We start from the raw sequence: 14,418 nt of genomic DNA, 5'->3' as shown, positions 1-14,418 counted from the left end.
CCACTAGACTCCAAGCATTACGACGCAACAATGCTCCTCGTTCGGATTAGATGCGATTGCCCTGTCGTCACCATCGCTTGGTTCGGCGCCGTCCTGCCCGCGGATGTACGCCGCGATAGCCTCGTCGGTCACGTTACCGCTGGTCGCCACGAAGTAGCCCCCGCGCCCACAGATGCCGACCCCAGAACCGCCTCTCAATGTGCTTGAACTCCATCATCAGCTTCCGCGACGTCTTCCCCTTGATGTACTGCATAATCTAGCTCGGCGAGAGTGTCGGCGGGCACGACAGCAATACGTGCACGTGATCGAGCGACACCGACCCCTGCAGAATCTCGATGTCATTGGTCCGGCAGACCTCACGCACCAAGTCCCGAACCCGTGTGCCTACTGCACCCGAAAGGACCTGCTTCCGGTACTTCGTCACCCACACGAAGTGATACTTGATGTCATAGCGGCTATGCGCACCCGTGCGGTAGTTCTCCATCCACCCAATATATGAACCAAAAGGCTTCGCCTGAAGGCGAGGGTTTCAGACCCATCGCAGGGACAATGACCGATGCTGACCCCTGCTGTCACAAATCGACCCGGCCGTCCGTCCTTGTTTGTGAGCCGAGCACCGCGTTCGGCCGGGTAGTTGTTTTCAAGGGTCTTCCGGGAGAGAATGATGCTTCGCACGTTCGTGGTTTCTGTCGGCGTAATTGTTATCGGTCTTGGGCTAGGTGGGGCGGTCGGTGGGCGCCACCCGGAGGATGGCGAGCACGTGCGCGTCCTCTCCTCGCAGGACATCCAAGAAATGCTCGACGGCGTCGAGGCGAAGGCGACCATCGTGGAAGTCACCATCGGGCCGGGCCAGAGCGGCCTTGCCCACCGGCATCCGGGGCCGGGGTTCGTCTACGTGCTCGAAGGGGAATACGAGCTCGGCATCAACGATGAGCCAACCAAGCGTTTCAAGGCAGGGGAAACGTTCTACGAGCCGACCGGATGCCTGCACCGGGTGTCTAGGAACCCATCGGACAAGGGACCGACCCGCCTGATTGCGGTCGTGCTGCACTCCCGCGACACCGACCAGATCGCGGTCCCGGTCGAACATCACCAGTAAAGACGGCAAGCAGTTTTGCCGGTTCCCCAACGGGCGGCGAGGAGGACTCGATGGTTGGTTCCATTGCTGACGGCGGCAGCGCCACGCAAAGCAGCGCCACGCTCGATGGCGCCCACGAGCTGCGGCCGCGGATGATGTCGGTCGCCTACCGCATGCTCGGCAGCGTAGTGGACGCCGAAGACGCGGTCCAAGACGCGTTCCTCCGCTTGCAGAACGCCCGCGACGTGCGCTCGCCGGAGGGCTTCCTGATCAGGACAACCACCCGGCGCTGCATCGATCACCTCCGCGCGGCCCGCCGGCGTGAGTCGTACATCGGCCCCTGGGTTCCCGAACCCGTAGACACCTCCACCGGCATGCACGACGCAAGCATGGAAGAGTCGCTTAGCCAGGGCTTTCTGCTGATGCTCGAGCGTCTTTCTCCTAGAGAGCGGGCGGCGTTCGTATTGCGGACCGTTTTCGATTACGAGTTCTCTGAGGTGGCCGAGTGTCTGGGGGTTTCTGAGGCGTACGTCCGCAAGATCGTTAGCCGCGCCAAGGCCCATTTGGCGGAAGCGGTCCCCCGGTTCCGACCGCCCCCCGAGAAGGCGGTCGAGCTGGCCGAGCAATTTGTCGCCGCTTGTCGGGCGGGGGACGTGAAGACGGTTGAACAGCTGCTGACGGACGACGTCGAGGCCCATTCCGATGGCGGCGGCAAGGTGTTCGCCGCGCGGGTCGTGGTCCGCGGACGCGCCCGCGTTGCAAAGTACCTGAGCGTGGTGTTCCACAAGAAGCGCAGGGGCTGCGAGATGCACGCCGCCACCGTGAACGGCGACCCCGGTGTTTTCTTCACGCAGGACGGCGTGGTGAAACACGTGGTGTCCTTGCGTATCGAGCACGGCGTCAGCGGCGTCTACATGAGCGTGAACCCAGAGAAGCTTGCCCGCTGGTCGGTCGCCAAAGTGGACTAGCCGCTCTGCTGAGCGAGTCGCCTCCCGTCCAACCCGTGGCCGCGGCCTGCTGCGCTGGGGGGCGCTGCAAGCCGCCTCGATTCGCCCCCCGTACATTTCTTCTGAGTGGCTGTCACAAAAACGCGGTCCCCTCCGTCCTTGAAGTAGCAGGGCCCGTTGCTTTGGAACATTCCAAACGGCGGGCAACAGAGCCAGTAAAGAAAAGGGCGGGCGCCCGATCCCGCCATCAAGCAACCATCAAACGCAATAGCGAGAACGCGATGAGCACGACTGCCAGGTCGACTGTCGATAAACAAAGCACCACTGCCTACCGTGCGATGCTGGGCGTGGAGAAGGCGCTGGCGCAGGGCAGCATCGAGAAGCCGCTGCGAGAGTTGATCCATCTCCGCGTGTCGCAGATCAACGGCTGCGCCTTCTGCATCGACATGCACTGGAAGGACGCCCGCGCGGCTGGCGAATCAGAGCAGCGGCTCTACGGCCTCTCGGCCTGGCGTGAGAGCCCCTACTACAGCGAGCGAGAACGTGTGGCCTTCATGCTGGCGGAGGAGCTCACCCGGGTGGCCGACCGCTCGATCCCAGACGAGGTGCATGAAGCAGCCCGCAAAAGTTTTAACGACCAAGAGCTCAGCGACCTAGCCTGGACCGTCAGCGCCATCAACGCCTGGAACCGTGTGAACATCGCTCTGCGGACGGTCCCGGGAAACTATCAGCCGCCCGGCGCATCGAACAAGTAATCGGGTTCACCGGGGCAGGATGCACGCCCCTCATTGTTTTTTGCCCACCCAACCACGAAACACGGGAGAAACCAAAATGAACATCGTAATCATCGGCGGCACGGGACTGATCGGAACGAAGCTCGCCCGCAGGCTCCGTGACCTTGGGCACGACGTGCTGGCCGCGGCCCCCTCGACGGGGGTGAACACCATCACGGGCGAAGGGTTAGCCGACGCCCTTGTGGGAGCGCAGGTAATCGTCGACGTGGCGAACTCGCCGTCGTTCGCGGACAAAGACGTGCTGGCGTTCTTCGAGACCTCCGGGCGGAACCTGCTCGCCGCAGAATCGGCGGCGGGTGTGAAGCATCATGTGGCGCTCTCGGTGGTGGGCGCCGACCGGCTGCCCGACAGCGGCTACATGCGTGCAAAGGCGGCCCAAGAAGCGTTGATCCGGGCCTCCGGGGTCCCCTACACGATCGTCCGCGCCACGCAGTTCTTCGAGTTCCTGGGCGCCATCGCCGAATCAGCCGCCTCGGGCGAAGAGATCCGCCTCCCCACGGCTGAGATGCAGCCCATCGCGGCGGACGACGTCGCCGCGGCGCTTGCGGACGTGGTCGATGAAGCCCCCTCCAACGGCGCCATCGAGATCGCCGGCCCGGAGGACATCCCGATGGACGAGGCCGCGCGGCGGTTCTTGGCCTCGCGCGGCGACACGCGGAAGGTGGTCGCCGACCCCGAGGCCCGGTACTACGGCGCCCGACCGAACAACGGCGAACTACGGCCCATTGGCGCGCCGCGATTGGGACAGACCAGCCTTACGCAGTGGCTCAATCATGCGGCGGTCGCAACCGCCTGATCGTTCACGGAAGCGTTTTGCGTAGCCGCCGACCGCGTCGGCGAACAGAGCGGGCTGGCGGAGTAGGCCCGGGTGAAGGTGACGCCCCGCGCCGCTAGCCGCTGGATGTTCGGCGTGCGGTACAGCCGGGTGTGGCCGTACAGCGTGGTGTCGGCCCAGTCAAGGTCGTCCGCCAGAATCAACACCACGTTCGGCGCCCGCGCCGCCGCGAGCGAGGCGCCCCCGAAGAGAACCAAGGGCGCGACCAACAACACGCCGATCCGACCAATCGCGAGAGCAGACGAGGGCATAGTGCTTGCCGGCAGCAGGGAGCAGAGAAGGGGGGCCAACTCTGGCAGTGTAGCAAGCGGATCGGGCCGCGGTGGGCTGCAATTTCGTCAATGTCGCACGAAGATCTTCGCACGCGTGGATGCCCGATTTGCGCACGCCGTGCTAGTAGTTCGGCGTCGGCGCGCGGAAGTCTTCCAGCTTCACCGTCTTGAACCACGCGATGGTCTTCTCGAGGCCATCGCGGAGCTTGATCTTCGGCTCCCAGCCCAGCTTCTCGCGCGCCAGCGTGATGTCCGGCTGGCGCTGCGTAGGGTCGTCGGCCGGCAGCGGGCGGTGGACCAGCTTGCTCTTGGAGCCGGTCATCTCGATCACCTGCTTGGCCAGCTCGAGGATGGTGAACTCGCCCGGGTTGCCGATGTTCACCGGGCCGATGAAGTCGTCGGGGCCGTTCATCATGCGGATCATCCCTTCCACCAGGTCGTCGCGGTAGCAGAAGCTGCGCGTCTGGCTGCCGTCGCCGAAGATGGTGATGTCCTCGCCGTGTAGCGCCTGACGGATGAAGTTGCTCACCACGCGGCCGTCGAACGGGTGCATCCGCGGCCCGTAGGTGTTGAAGATCCGCACGATGCGTACGTTGACCCGGTTGCTGCGGTGGTAGTCCATGAACAGCGTCTCGGCTGCCCGCTTCCCCTCGTCGTAGCAGGCGCGCGGGCCGATGGGGTTCACGCTGCCGCGGTAGCTCTCGGGCTGCGGGTGGATCTCGGGGTCGCCGTACACCTCGCTGGTGCTGGCCTGCAGCACCTTGGCGTGGCAGCGTTTGGCCATCCCCAGCACGTTGATGGCCCCCATCACGCTGGTCTTCATCGTCTTGATGGGGTTGAACTGGTAGTGCCCCGGCGCCGCGGGGCAGGCGAGGTTGAACACCTCGTCGACCTCCAGCCAGATGGGGTGGGTGACGTCGTGCCGCACCAGCTCGAAGTTGGCGTGGTCGAGCAGGTGGACGACGTTCGACTTCTGGCTGGTGAAGAAGTTGTCGAGGCAGATCACGTCGTGCTGCTGCTCGATGAGCCGCTCGCACAGGTGAGAGCCAAGAAATCCGGCGCCGCCGGTCACGAGGATACGTTTGAGGGGCATGCTGCGGTGGGATCGGGTTCGGGCGGGAATCAATCGGAGTGAGCCCCTCAGTGTAATCAGTCCCGCCCCGGGGCGCCCCGGGTAGGCGAGCCGTCGGCGTCGGCCGCCGGAGGTTTTGCGGGGGAAAGGCTCCGGTGGCTGACGCCGACGGCTCGCCAGCCCGTGTCGCCGGCACAATCGCCCCAGACCCCCGCGATACCCCTCCCCGCAGGGCTTTCCTGCCCGGCAGGGCCGTTGCCCGATCTGGCAGGTCCGCCCATGATGGACGGTCTACCCTATCGCCGGCCGACCACCGACCACTCCCATGCCCTCGCCCACCGCACAGCCCACCCCACGGGCAACCGACGCCCGCCGCGTGCTGGTTACCGGCGCCGCGGGGTTCATCGGCATGCACGTCTGCCAGCGGCTGCTGGCCGCCGGTCACACGGTGCTGGGGGTCGACAACCTCAACGACTACTACGACGTCCGGCTCAAGCAGGCCCGTTTGGCCCAGCTCGAAGGGTCGCCCGGCTTCGAGTTCCGCAAACTTGAGCTGGCCGACGCCGATCAAACCAGCCGGCTCTTCGCCGAACCGTTCGGGAGCGTCGTCCACCTCGCCGCCCAGGCGGGGGTGCGGTACTCGCTGGAGAACCCCTCGGCGTACGTCCAGAGCAACCTGGTCGCCTTCGGCCACATCCTGGAGGGCTGCCGGCGGCAACGCGAGGCGCACGGCGACGCGTTCGGGCACCTGGTCTACGCCAGCAGCAGCAGCGTGTACGGCGGCGCCAAGAAGACGCCGTTCGCCGTGGGCGACCCGGTGGACCACCCCTACAGCCTGTACGCCGCCACCAAAAAGGCGAACGAGCTGATGGCCCACACCTACAGCCACCTGTACGCCCTGCCGACCACCGGCCTGCGGTTCTTCACGGTCTACGGCCCGTGGGGTCGGCCCGACATGGCGATCTACAAGTTCAGCGAGTTGATGCGTGCGGGAAGTCCCATCGACGTCTACAACCACGGCGTGATGCGCCGCGACTTCACGTACATCGATGATATTGTGGAAGGGGTGCTCCGCGTGCTCGCCTCCCCGCCCCGCCCGGGCGAGCGCCGCCCCAGCGACGGCCAATCCCCGCTGCCAACGGCCGCCCCCTACCGCCTGTACAACATCGGCCACAACCACCCGGAAGAGCTCGAAACCGTGATCACCACGCTGGAAGCCGAGCTCGGCATCAAGGCGATCCGCAACCCGCTGCCGATGCAGCCGGGCGACGTGCCGGAGACGTACGCCGACATCGACGCGCTGTCGGCGGATTTTGGGTATCGGCCGGAGGTGGGTTTGGGGGAGGGGGTGAGGCGGTTTGTGGTTTGGTGGGGGGGTATGCGTTAGAGCGCGCGGTTGGCGCGTAGCATCGCCGCGCGCCTCGATCTTCGAACAGCCTCACCCGCGACCAATCCAGTTCCGGAATCGTACATACAAACCAACAGCTACGGACATGCAAAAGCGATTAGCCCGATCGGTGAACCGGTTGTTGAACGGGCTGGGTTGCCGGATCGTCCCTCTGAAGGACGCTGGTTTCCCGCCTGATATGGACGCGGCGACGGTCTCTGCATTCGAGGCGGTGCGGCCTTGCACGATGACGAGCATCGAACGCGTGTCGGCGCTGCGCGACGCGATCCGGTACGTGTCTGCGCGAGGGATTGAGGGAGATATCGCGGAGTGCGGCGTTTTTAAGGGGGGCAGCATGATGGTGGCTGCTCGGCTTCTCCAGGAGCTAAACGACATTCGCACGTTGCACCTCTTCGACACGTTTGAGGGGATGCCGCCGCCGTCGGACGTGGATCGAGAGTTCAATACAAGGTCCGCCAAGGACGCATTGGCGAGCGAGGATCGGGCGACGAGCGACGTTTGGGCGGTTGGACCGCTGGACGTAGTCAAGAAGAACATGTCTTCGACCGGCTACCCCGCCGAACGGATCAACTACGTTCAAGGGTTGGTAGAGGACACCATCCCCCGGCAAGCGCCGGAAAAGATTGCCCTGCTGCGGCTAGATACAGACTGGTACGAGTCCACCAAGCACGAGCTGGAGCACCTCTATCCTCGTCTCGCCGAGGGGGGGGTGCTAATTATTGACGACTACGGGCACTGGCAAGGTGCGCGCAAAGCGGTGGATGAATACTTCGCGCAGCTTGACCGTCCGCCCCTATTGTGCCGCATCGACTACACGGCGCGACTCTGCCTGAAGGTCTAGCCTTCCGCGGTTGGCGTCCGAGATCCACTATGGCCAGCAGCCTGCTCCCCGGAGAGCCGTCACTCCGCGAACGGATGACGGGCGGCGTTTTCTGGTTATCTTTCCAGTCTGGATTGACGCGTCTATTGGGCGCCCTTCAGGCCGCCGCGTTGGCCTGGCTGCTCGACTCGAGTGACTGGGGCTCGGTGGGCTTGGCTTTGACCGTTTCTGCGTTTCTGCAGCTCTTGTGCGACCCTGGAATCGAGTCTGTGCTAGTGAGTCGCACGCACGGGATCCGCCACTGGGTGACCCCGGCCTATTGGATGGGGCTCTGCTTGGGGGTTGTGGGCGCGGTTGGGATGCTTGCGGCCGCTCCCGCTGCTGCATGGGCGTACGGTGAGCCAGGCGTGATGGGGCTCGTTTGCGTGATGGCACTCTCAGCGCCGACCAACGCGCTGCTCGTCGTTCCTAACGCACTGCTCCGCTCCCAGCTCCGTTTTCGCGAACTGGCGTTGCTTGCGTTTGTGATGCGATTGGTGACCGTGTCGTTGACGATCGCCACCGCCGCGGCCGGCTGGGGCGCCTATAGCTTTGTGGCGCCTGTTCCAATCGCCTCCGGTGTTACGGCTGCGTTGGCTTGGCGTTTCGCCAGACCCACCATTCACCCAACCTTCCAATTCAGGCGCTGGCGCTACCTAGTGCGTGCTAGTTCCCAACTCGGCGCCACGCGCATCCTTCAAACCCTAGTCGCCCAAGGCGCCTATGTCGTTCTCGGGCTCGCCGGCTTTAGTCTGTCAGCGATTGGTCTCTACTATTTCGCATACAGCATGTCTGCGCAGGCCACTCAGTTGATGAGCTCATCCGTTATTCACGCGGTTTTTCCCGCGCTCACCAAGCTCAGCAGCGATCCGCCGCGGCAGGTCGGCGCGACCCGCCGAGCCGCCCGAATCCTGGCCGTGGTGATCGTCCCGTTCTGCCTTGCCCAGGTCGTGTTAGGAGCGTCGCTGTTCCGCATCTGCTTCCCGCCCGACAAACAGGACGCATTGGCTTCATTCCAGATATTGACGCTGGCCGTGATCCTTAACGCCCCCGCTTGGCCGGCAAGCAGCCTCTTGATGGCGCAGTCTCGGTTCCGAGAACTTTTGGTGCTCTGGCTCCGATGGACAGCCGTGTACGTCGTCCTGGTCTCCGCCGCGGCGTGGGGGGCCGGCAATGTTAATTGGGTGGCGGCAGCCGTGGCGGTTTGGCACGCCGCAAGCGCGGTGGCAATTTTCCGACTAGCAGTCCGCGGCCACGGCACAGGGGGGGTGATTCGCGAGGTCACTCCACCGCTCATCGCCGGGGTTGCGGCACTGATTGCCGCAGCGATTCTTGTGCGAGCGACGGCGCAAGGATTGATGGCGGACCTGCTCGACTTGACACTCGGCGGATCACTGTTTGCCATGGTCTACACCGTTACGCTGGCGTGGATCGCTCCTCACTTGTTGGCGGACACGTTGGACCAACTACGGCTCCGCGGTCTCGCCAACCGCGTCCGTCGCGGTACGCACTCCTCAAACCACCGGGCATCTTAGCGGAAATGGCAGCTGAAACTCAAACCTCCGATTCCAACCAGGACCCGCGCGACGTCTACCGCAGGTCCGACTACTCTGCGGGCGTACGCCGTCCCGACTGCTTCATTGTGCCGCTCCTCCGACGGGAGATCGAGCAGACGCTCGAGAGCCTCTCCACGGCCGGCCCGAAACAGCGGCTCCTGGACGTAGGCTGCGGCGAGCAACCCTTCCGGCCTCTCGCCCAGCGGCTCGGTTTCCACTACGCCAGTTTTGACGTGCTTCAAAACATCCGAGGTGACGTCGATGAGCTCGGCACGATTGACGGCGATCTCCCTGCGTCGCTCTCTGCGCGCGGACCCTTCGACCTGCTGCTGTGCACGGAGGTCTTTGAGCATGTTGCGGACTGGAAGGCTGCGTTCGCAAACCTTTATTCGCTGCTGGCCGTGGGGGGACGGGTGCTGATGACGTGCCCGTTCGTTTACCGCCTGCATGAGCAGCCTTACGACTTCTGGCGCGCCACCCCACACGCAATCGCGTGGCACGCGCAGCACGCCGGCCTGACGGTAGAGCGGATTGAACAACTCGGCGGCGGTCGCGAAGCGCTCGGCACAATGCTGGCGTCGGTCACGTTCAAACCCGCGACTCGGGGCCCGCTTTCTTGGATGGTCACCGGCGCCGCCCGCTTGTTGAAGCACGCGTCGCACGAAGCGCTGCGTAGCGGATGGATGACGCGGTTTACGGAGCCCTCCGGCGGCGGGCTCATCTACCAATCGAACCTTGCCGTGCTCCGCCGCGAGGCGTGAAGATCTGGCGCCAAGCGTGAAGCCTCAGGCCTGCCATGCGAATCCTAGTCATCTCCAACCTCTACCCGCCCCACTACCTGGGGGGCTACGAGCTCGGCTGCCGAGACGTGGCCGAGGGGCTCCGCGCCCGCGGGCATGAAGTCACGGTCCTGACAAGCACGTACGGCGTGGCGGCGCCCGTCGATCAGGGGCACGTCCTCCGCAGGCTGTCGGGGAATTTCGTGGCCAAACCGACAACGCGGCTGGGCCGGTACTGGGAAACCTCACGCCGCCAATGGCGCAATGCTCGCCAGCTCGCACGGACTCTAAGCGACGTCAAGCCCGAGCTCGTGTACGTGTTCAGCCCGGTAGGCGTTTCGACTTCCATCGGCTGGTTGGCCGAAGACCAGGGCTACCTCGTGGTCTACTACGTCAGCGATCACTGGATGACGCGCACCGCGACCGCCGGTTGGGCGGGCGCCAGGCAGAAGCGGCAGGGGGCGTTCCGGTCCGCGTTCCGGCGGCTGCTATCCCGGCTGGGGATCGCCCCGCGGTCCTCGACGCTCAAGGCGCGGGACGCACAGTTCGTCAGCGGCTTCATCCGCGACGAAGCCGCCGAGGCGGGCGTAGAACTCGAGTCGCCGCACGTGGTGCACTGGGGGGTCGAGCTCGATCAGCTCCCGTTCCGCGCCGAGGCCCGCGCCGCGAGAAAGGTCCTCTTTGCGGGCCGTATTGAGGAACCCAAGGGGGTGCATACGTTGGTCGAGGCCTTCGGCGTCGCGGCGCGCGACTGCTCACAGGAGATCTGCCTGACCGTTGTCGGCCGCTGCCCTTCCGAGGCGTACCGTACGCGGCTGCAGCGTTTGGCCGAAGAGGGGGGCGTCACGCTGCGGGTTGAGTTCTTGGCGCACGTGGCGCGAGAGGAACTACTGTGCGTCTACCAATCGCACGACGTTTACGTCCTGCCGTCCGAATGGCACGAGCCGTTCAGCATCGGCGTGATGGAGGCCATGGCGTCTGGTTTGGCCGTCGTCGCGACCACAACCGGCGGGACGACAGAACTGTGCCGCGACGGAGAAAACTGTCTGACCTACCCGCCGGGAGACGCCGAAGCGGCGGCGCGCTGCCTGACCCGCTTGGTCATTGAGGATGGGCTGGCCGAGCGTCTCAGAACCCAAGCCCGGCGCGAAGTCGAAGAAGGCTTGCAGATGTCGCAGATGATCGACCGCGTCGAGGGCCTGCTCGAAGCGTCGATCGCGCAGCACAACAAACGCTCGCTTCCGTCGTCTTAGGCGTCGACGGCGGATTCGACGGCGCTCCAATCAATCCGCTGCGAATCGTCGGGCAAGTCCAGACGCTTTCGGAGGCGGCGGGCAATACAAGCGCGGAAGTTGGCGACGTCGTGGAACGCCAGTAATTTCGCTCCCGCTGGCCCCAGCCGCCAGGTCGCGGCCTTTGGAAGCGCCGCTTCGATGGCCTGCGCAAGGTTCGCCGGATCGGTCACGTCGCAGGTCCAACCCAGGTCGAACCGTGGGACGATCGCTTCGATCCAGCCGGTGTTCGCGCCCAGCACAGGCCTCCCCGCCGCGGCGGATCGCAGCGCGATGCTAGAGATGCCAATGTGGTTCTGGTGCGTTACAAGCGACAAATCGAGTGCCGCGAGCGCCGCGTGCAACTCGGCCAGCGGAAGGAACCCATCGCGCGACACGACCCGCCCCGCGTCAACCAGCGGCTTGTAGCGGGTTGCAAGCAGCTCTCGGATCTGCGGGCTGTGCGAGCCCGCCAGCAGCAACCGCGCGTCGCTCGGCAGGTCCGCGAGTCGGAGGGCCTCAAGCGCACGGTGGCACCCCTTGCGCTCGTCGATCAGGCCCACGACCCCCATCCACAACCCGTCAGTCGTCAGTCCGAGTTTCTCGCGTGCAACCCGCTTCTCCATCGGCGGGGGACATTCAACAGGGTCGGGCAGCAGCACGCACATGCCGGCAGCGATGCCGCGTTCGCTCCAGCCGCGGTACTCCAGGAAGTCGACGTGGTGCACCCTTTCGAAAGGGCTGGCCCGCCAGGCGGCGCGTTCCACCTGCAGACGCAGCCGTTTTCGCACGCGACTTTGCGGGTAGGAGTGCTGCGAGTGGTGCAGGATCACTTCAATCTCGCACGGCAATCGCCGCTGACCGAGCAGCGCGCCCAGGCAAACAAACTGCGAAACGCCGTCGCCGTAGGGCAGGTACGCGTGCTGCGCACCGCTGCGGCGGATGGCCTTGCGTAGTTGAGCGGCGCCGTGCCGAGCAATGCTGGTGTGCGAACCCGTCGCGGGCGCGATCGACGCGTCCAGCTTGAACTCATCCGCGAGCGGCGCCAGAGATTTTTGATACTCTTCTTGATCGAGCACGCCGACCGTGGTGGCCAATGTTAGTTCGATCGCCAGGCCACGGCACGCATCGATGATGTGCCGCACATAGATGCTGCGGTGCCCGTTGAAGTGGGGTTCGAAGATGAGCACCTTCATCTCGGACGCGCCGTTGCGCGACACGGTCGCGTCGGCCCGCGCCACCTAAATCCCCTCCGAAGCCAACCACCGCTCCGCGTCAAGCGCCGCCATGCACCCCGTCCCCGCGGCCGTCACCGCTTGGCGGTAGTAGTCGTCCGCCACGTCGCCCGCGGCGAAGACCCCTTCGACGCTGGTGTTGGTGCGGAAGGGGACCGTCCACTTGAGGTACTTCTTGGAGGTCATCTCGAGCTGGCCCTCCAGGAAGCGGGTGTTGGGGGTGTGGCCGATGGCCAGGAACATGCCGGCCGCCTCGACCTCGCGGGTGCTGCCGTCGGTGGTGCTCTTGAGTCGGGCGCCGGTGACCCCCTTCTCGTCGCTCCCCAGCACCTCCTCGACCTCGCTGTTCCACTGGATGTCGATCTTCTTGTTGTTCAGGGCGCGGTCCGCCATGATCTTCGACGCACGCAGCTCCTCGCGGCGGTGGATCAGGTAGACCTTGCTGGCGAACTTGCTGAGGTAGTCGGCCTCTTCCACGGCCGAGTCGCCCCCGCCCACCACCACCAGCGGCTTGTTGCGGAAGCGGGGCAGGGCGCCGTCGCAAACGGCGCAGGCGCTGACGCCCATGTTCTTGTACTTCTGCTCCGAGGTGAGCCCCAGGTAGTTCGCCCGGGCGCCCGTGGCGATGATCAGGCAGTGGGCCTCGACCGCGTCACCCTCGCTGGGGGTGACCTTGAAGGGTCGCTTGGAGAGGTCGACCTTGGCGATGTCGTCCGTCACCACGCGGGCGCCGAAGTTCATGGCCTGCTGACGCATCAGGTGCATCAGCTCGGGGCCGGAGACGCCCTCCTTTTTATGCATTTCGGCCAGGTAGCTGTGGTCGTCGTGCAGTGCGTCCTTGAGGTAGCCGCTCATGTCGCCGGCGGGGAAGCCGGGGAAGTTCTCTACCTCGGTTGTCAGCGCAAGCTGGCCCAAGGGGAGCGTGCCGTCCTGACGGTTTTCTTCCGTGATTGCGCCCTCGAACACCAGCGGGTTCAGGTTGGCGCGGGCGGCGTAGATGGCGGCGGTCCAGCCGGCGGGGCCGCTGCCGATGATGACCAGATGCTCAGGCACGAGGGGGTATCCTTGGGAACGCTAGGTGTTGGAGTGACGCGATAGTATAGGAAGACGCTAACAATGGCGGAACCGTGCGGGGGGCGGTGAGTTGGCAGCGGGACGGCGGCTACCCGCGCTAGGCCGGGGGCGGGGACGCCCCGGCTCACACTTGGCTCAAGCGAGCCGGGGCGTCCCCGCCCCCGGCGCAGCTCGTTTGACGGCGCCGCTCCCTAGCATTCCTGCGAAGCCTCCGGACCCGCCTGCTTCAGCTCCTCGAGCGCCGCCAGCAGCGCCCGGTACTCGTCTGCACAACAGGGGCAGTTCTTCAGGTGGGTGCGGACGGCGCACAGCGCCTCGCACAGCGGCCGGCCGGTCAGCTCTGCCTCGGCAAACTCGGCGACGCGTTCGTAGCAGCCGTCGCAGTCCAGCGAGTCGTCGCAGGTTGTGCAGACCAGGCTGAGTAGGGTTTTGATTTGTTCGTTGGTGAGCGCCATGGCTCGGTCCCCTTTAGAGCGTTGCCGCGATGTCGTCCGCGGTCACGCCCGCTTCTTCAAGGCCCACGCGCAGCTTTGCGCGGGCGTCATGGACAAGTTTGTACACCGCGTTGCGGTTGCTGCCGGTGCGGTAGGCGAACTCCTCGACCGGCATCCCGTCGAGCAGGGCGTGGGTCGCCTCGCGTTGACGGGGGGTCAGCCCCTCGTCGATCAGCCGCCGCAGTTGCACGAGCAGCTCTTCGCGCTCGCTCTGCTGCTCTGGCCCCGGTTGGCCGTCGATAGCGATCTCCAGGCTGCGTTCGCCCGGCTTGGTGACGGAGTGCAGCGACACGTCTTGAAACCGCCGACGCCGCAGCTCGCTGATCGCCAGCCGCGTGGCGATGGTGATCGCCCAGGTCGTGAACCGGCTGCGTCCCTCGAACGTGTCGAGCGAGCGGGTGATCTTCAACAGCGCGTCCTGGGCGATGTCTTCGGCAAACGCCTCGCCGCCGCCACGGTCGGCCAGCGACCGCGACAGCCCACGCACCAGCACCCGCCGCAACTCGGCCAGCGCGGCGTCGTGCTCGGGCCCCGACGAGCGGAGCCGCCTGATCCAATCGTCGGCGTCGGTTTCGGGCACGTCGGGGCTCGCTAGGGCAAATCCGTTCCAGTCACGCGTGCGATCGTACCCCAGGCGCCGGTCGGGGGTCCATGAGGCCGGCGCTGGGCGCCCGGCCGCTGGGTTCGGGGCTTCGGCCGCTCTCATGCGGTTGGGACGCCGCCGAGGGGGGCCGTCTTACCCAC

At 65.5% G+C, this 14,418-nt stretch carries 15 protein-coding genes and 1 pseudogene; 9 read left to right on the top strand and 7 right to left on the bottom strand.

The window, feature by feature from the left end:
- Positions 1-3 precede the first annotated feature (3 nt).
- A pseudogene (gene tnpA, locus Pla175_RS02990) lies at positions 4-484 on the bottom strand (IS200/IS605 family transposase).
- Between the two features lie 177 nt (positions 485-661).
- Here tnpA and Pla175_RS02985 point away from each other — a divergent pair.
- The 4 genes from Pla175_RS02985 (at position 662) to Pla175_RS02970 (ending at position 3,615) form a co-directional block, all read left to right on the top strand.
- On the top strand, positions 662-1,099 hold the full coding sequence (locus Pla175_RS02985) for a cupin domain-containing protein (RefSeq protein WP_197527231.1): 438 nt from the start codon (positions 662-664) through the stop codon (positions 1,097-1,099).
- A gap of 50 nt (positions 1,100-1,149) precedes the next feature.
- Positions 1,150-2,046, top strand: a complete 897-nt coding sequence (gene sigJ / locus Pla175_RS02980) for an RNA polymerase sigma factor SigJ (RefSeq protein ID WP_145281201.1) — start codon at positions 1,150-1,152, stop codon at positions 2,044-2,046.
- Between the two features lie 260 nt (positions 2,047-2,306).
- Positions 2,307-2,780: a carboxymuconolactone decarboxylase family protein gene (locus tag Pla175_RS02975; RefSeq protein WP_145281199.1), complete on the top strand. Its 474-nt coding sequence runs from the start codon at positions 2,307-2,309 to the stop codon at positions 2,778-2,780.
- A gap of 76 nt (positions 2,781-2,856) precedes the next feature.
- Positions 2,857-3,615, top strand: a complete 759-nt coding sequence (locus Pla175_RS02970) for an SDR family oxidoreductase (protein ID WP_145281197.1) — start codon at positions 2,857-2,859, stop codon at positions 3,613-3,615.
- Here Pla175_RS02970 and Pla175_RS02965 read toward each other — a convergent pair.
- Together Pla175_RS02965 and Pla175_RS02960 are read right to left on the bottom strand one after the other, a co-directional pair.
- Entirely contained in the window at positions 3,591-3,905 is a 315-nt protein-coding gene (locus tag Pla175_RS02965) for a sulfatase-like hydrolase/transferase (RefSeq protein WP_145281195.1), read from the bottom strand. The genes Pla175_RS02970 and Pla175_RS02965 overlap by 25 nt on opposite strands.
- Before the next feature lie 142 nt (positions 3,906-4,047).
- Positions 4,048-5,019, bottom strand: coding sequence for a UDP-glucuronic acid decarboxylase family protein (locus Pla175_RS02960; RefSeq protein WP_145281193.1), 972 nt, complete (start codon positions 5,017-5,019; stop codon positions 4,048-4,050).
- 304 nt (positions 5,020-5,323) lie between these two features.
- On the opposite strand from Pla175_RS02960, the gene Pla175_RS02955 reads away from it, so the two are divergent.
- From Pla175_RS02955 to Pla175_RS02935, 5 genes are all read left to right on the top strand, one after another.
- Entirely contained in the window at positions 5,324-6,385 is a 1,062-nt protein-coding gene (locus Pla175_RS02955) for an NAD-dependent epimerase/dehydratase family protein (RefSeq protein ID WP_145281191.1), read from the top strand.
- Between the two features lie 106 nt (positions 6,386-6,491).
- On the top strand, positions 6,492-7,247 hold the full coding sequence (locus Pla175_RS02950; RefSeq protein WP_145281189.1) for a TylF/MycF/NovP-related O-methyltransferase: 756 nt from the start codon (positions 6,492-6,494) through the stop codon (positions 7,245-7,247).
- 29 nt (positions 7,248-7,276) lie between these two features.
- Positions 7,277-8,800 (top strand): oligosaccharide flippase family protein, encoded by a 1,524-nt coding sequence (locus Pla175_RS02945; protein ID WP_145281187.1) that lies wholly within the window; start codon positions 7,277-7,279, stop codon positions 8,798-8,800.
- Positions 8,801-8,805: 5 nt separating this feature from the next.
- Entirely contained in the window at positions 8,806-9,582 is a 777-nt protein-coding gene (locus tag Pla175_RS02940) for a class I SAM-dependent methyltransferase (RefSeq protein ID WP_145281185.1), read from the top strand.
- A gap of 35 nt (positions 9,583-9,617) precedes the next feature.
- Positions 9,618-10,853, top strand: a complete 1,236-nt coding sequence (locus tag Pla175_RS02935; RefSeq protein WP_145281183.1) for a glycosyltransferase — start codon at positions 9,618-9,620, stop codon at positions 10,851-10,853.
- Here Pla175_RS02935 and Pla175_RS02930 read toward each other — a convergent pair.
- From Pla175_RS02930 to Pla175_RS02915, 4 genes are all read right to left on the bottom strand, one after another.
- Positions 10,850-12,067, bottom strand: a complete 1,218-nt coding sequence (locus tag Pla175_RS02930; RefSeq protein WP_145281181.1) for a glycosyltransferase — start codon at positions 12,065-12,067, stop codon at positions 10,850-10,852. The genes Pla175_RS02935 and Pla175_RS02930 overlap by 4 nt on opposite strands.
- Before the next feature lie 45 nt (positions 12,068-12,112).
- On the bottom strand, positions 12,113-13,159 hold the full coding sequence (locus tag Pla175_RS02925; protein WP_145281179.1) for a thioredoxin-disulfide reductase: 1,047 nt from the start codon (positions 13,157-13,159) through the stop codon (positions 12,113-12,115).
- Positions 13,160-13,371: 212 nt separating this feature from the next.
- Positions 13,372-13,635, bottom strand: a complete 264-nt coding sequence (locus Pla175_RS02920; RefSeq protein ID WP_145281177.1) for a hypothetical protein — start codon at positions 13,633-13,635, stop codon at positions 13,372-13,374.
- 13 nt (positions 13,636-13,648) lie between these two features.
- Positions 13,649-14,254, bottom strand: coding sequence for an RNA polymerase sigma factor (locus Pla175_RS02915; RefSeq protein WP_231954149.1), 606 nt, complete (start codon positions 14,252-14,254; stop codon positions 13,649-13,651).
- Positions 14,255-14,418 lie beyond the last annotated feature (164 nt).

The sequence above is a fragment of the Pirellulimonas nuda genome, from assembly GCF_007750855.1.
In the GTDB taxonomy this organism is placed as follows: Bacteria; Planctomycetota; Planctomycetia; order Pirellulales; family Lacipirellulaceae; genus Pirellulimonas; species Pirellulimonas nuda.
The sequence above is the reverse complement of the archived record's forward strand: the minus strand, read 5'-3'. Positions and strand labels throughout refer to the sequence as shown.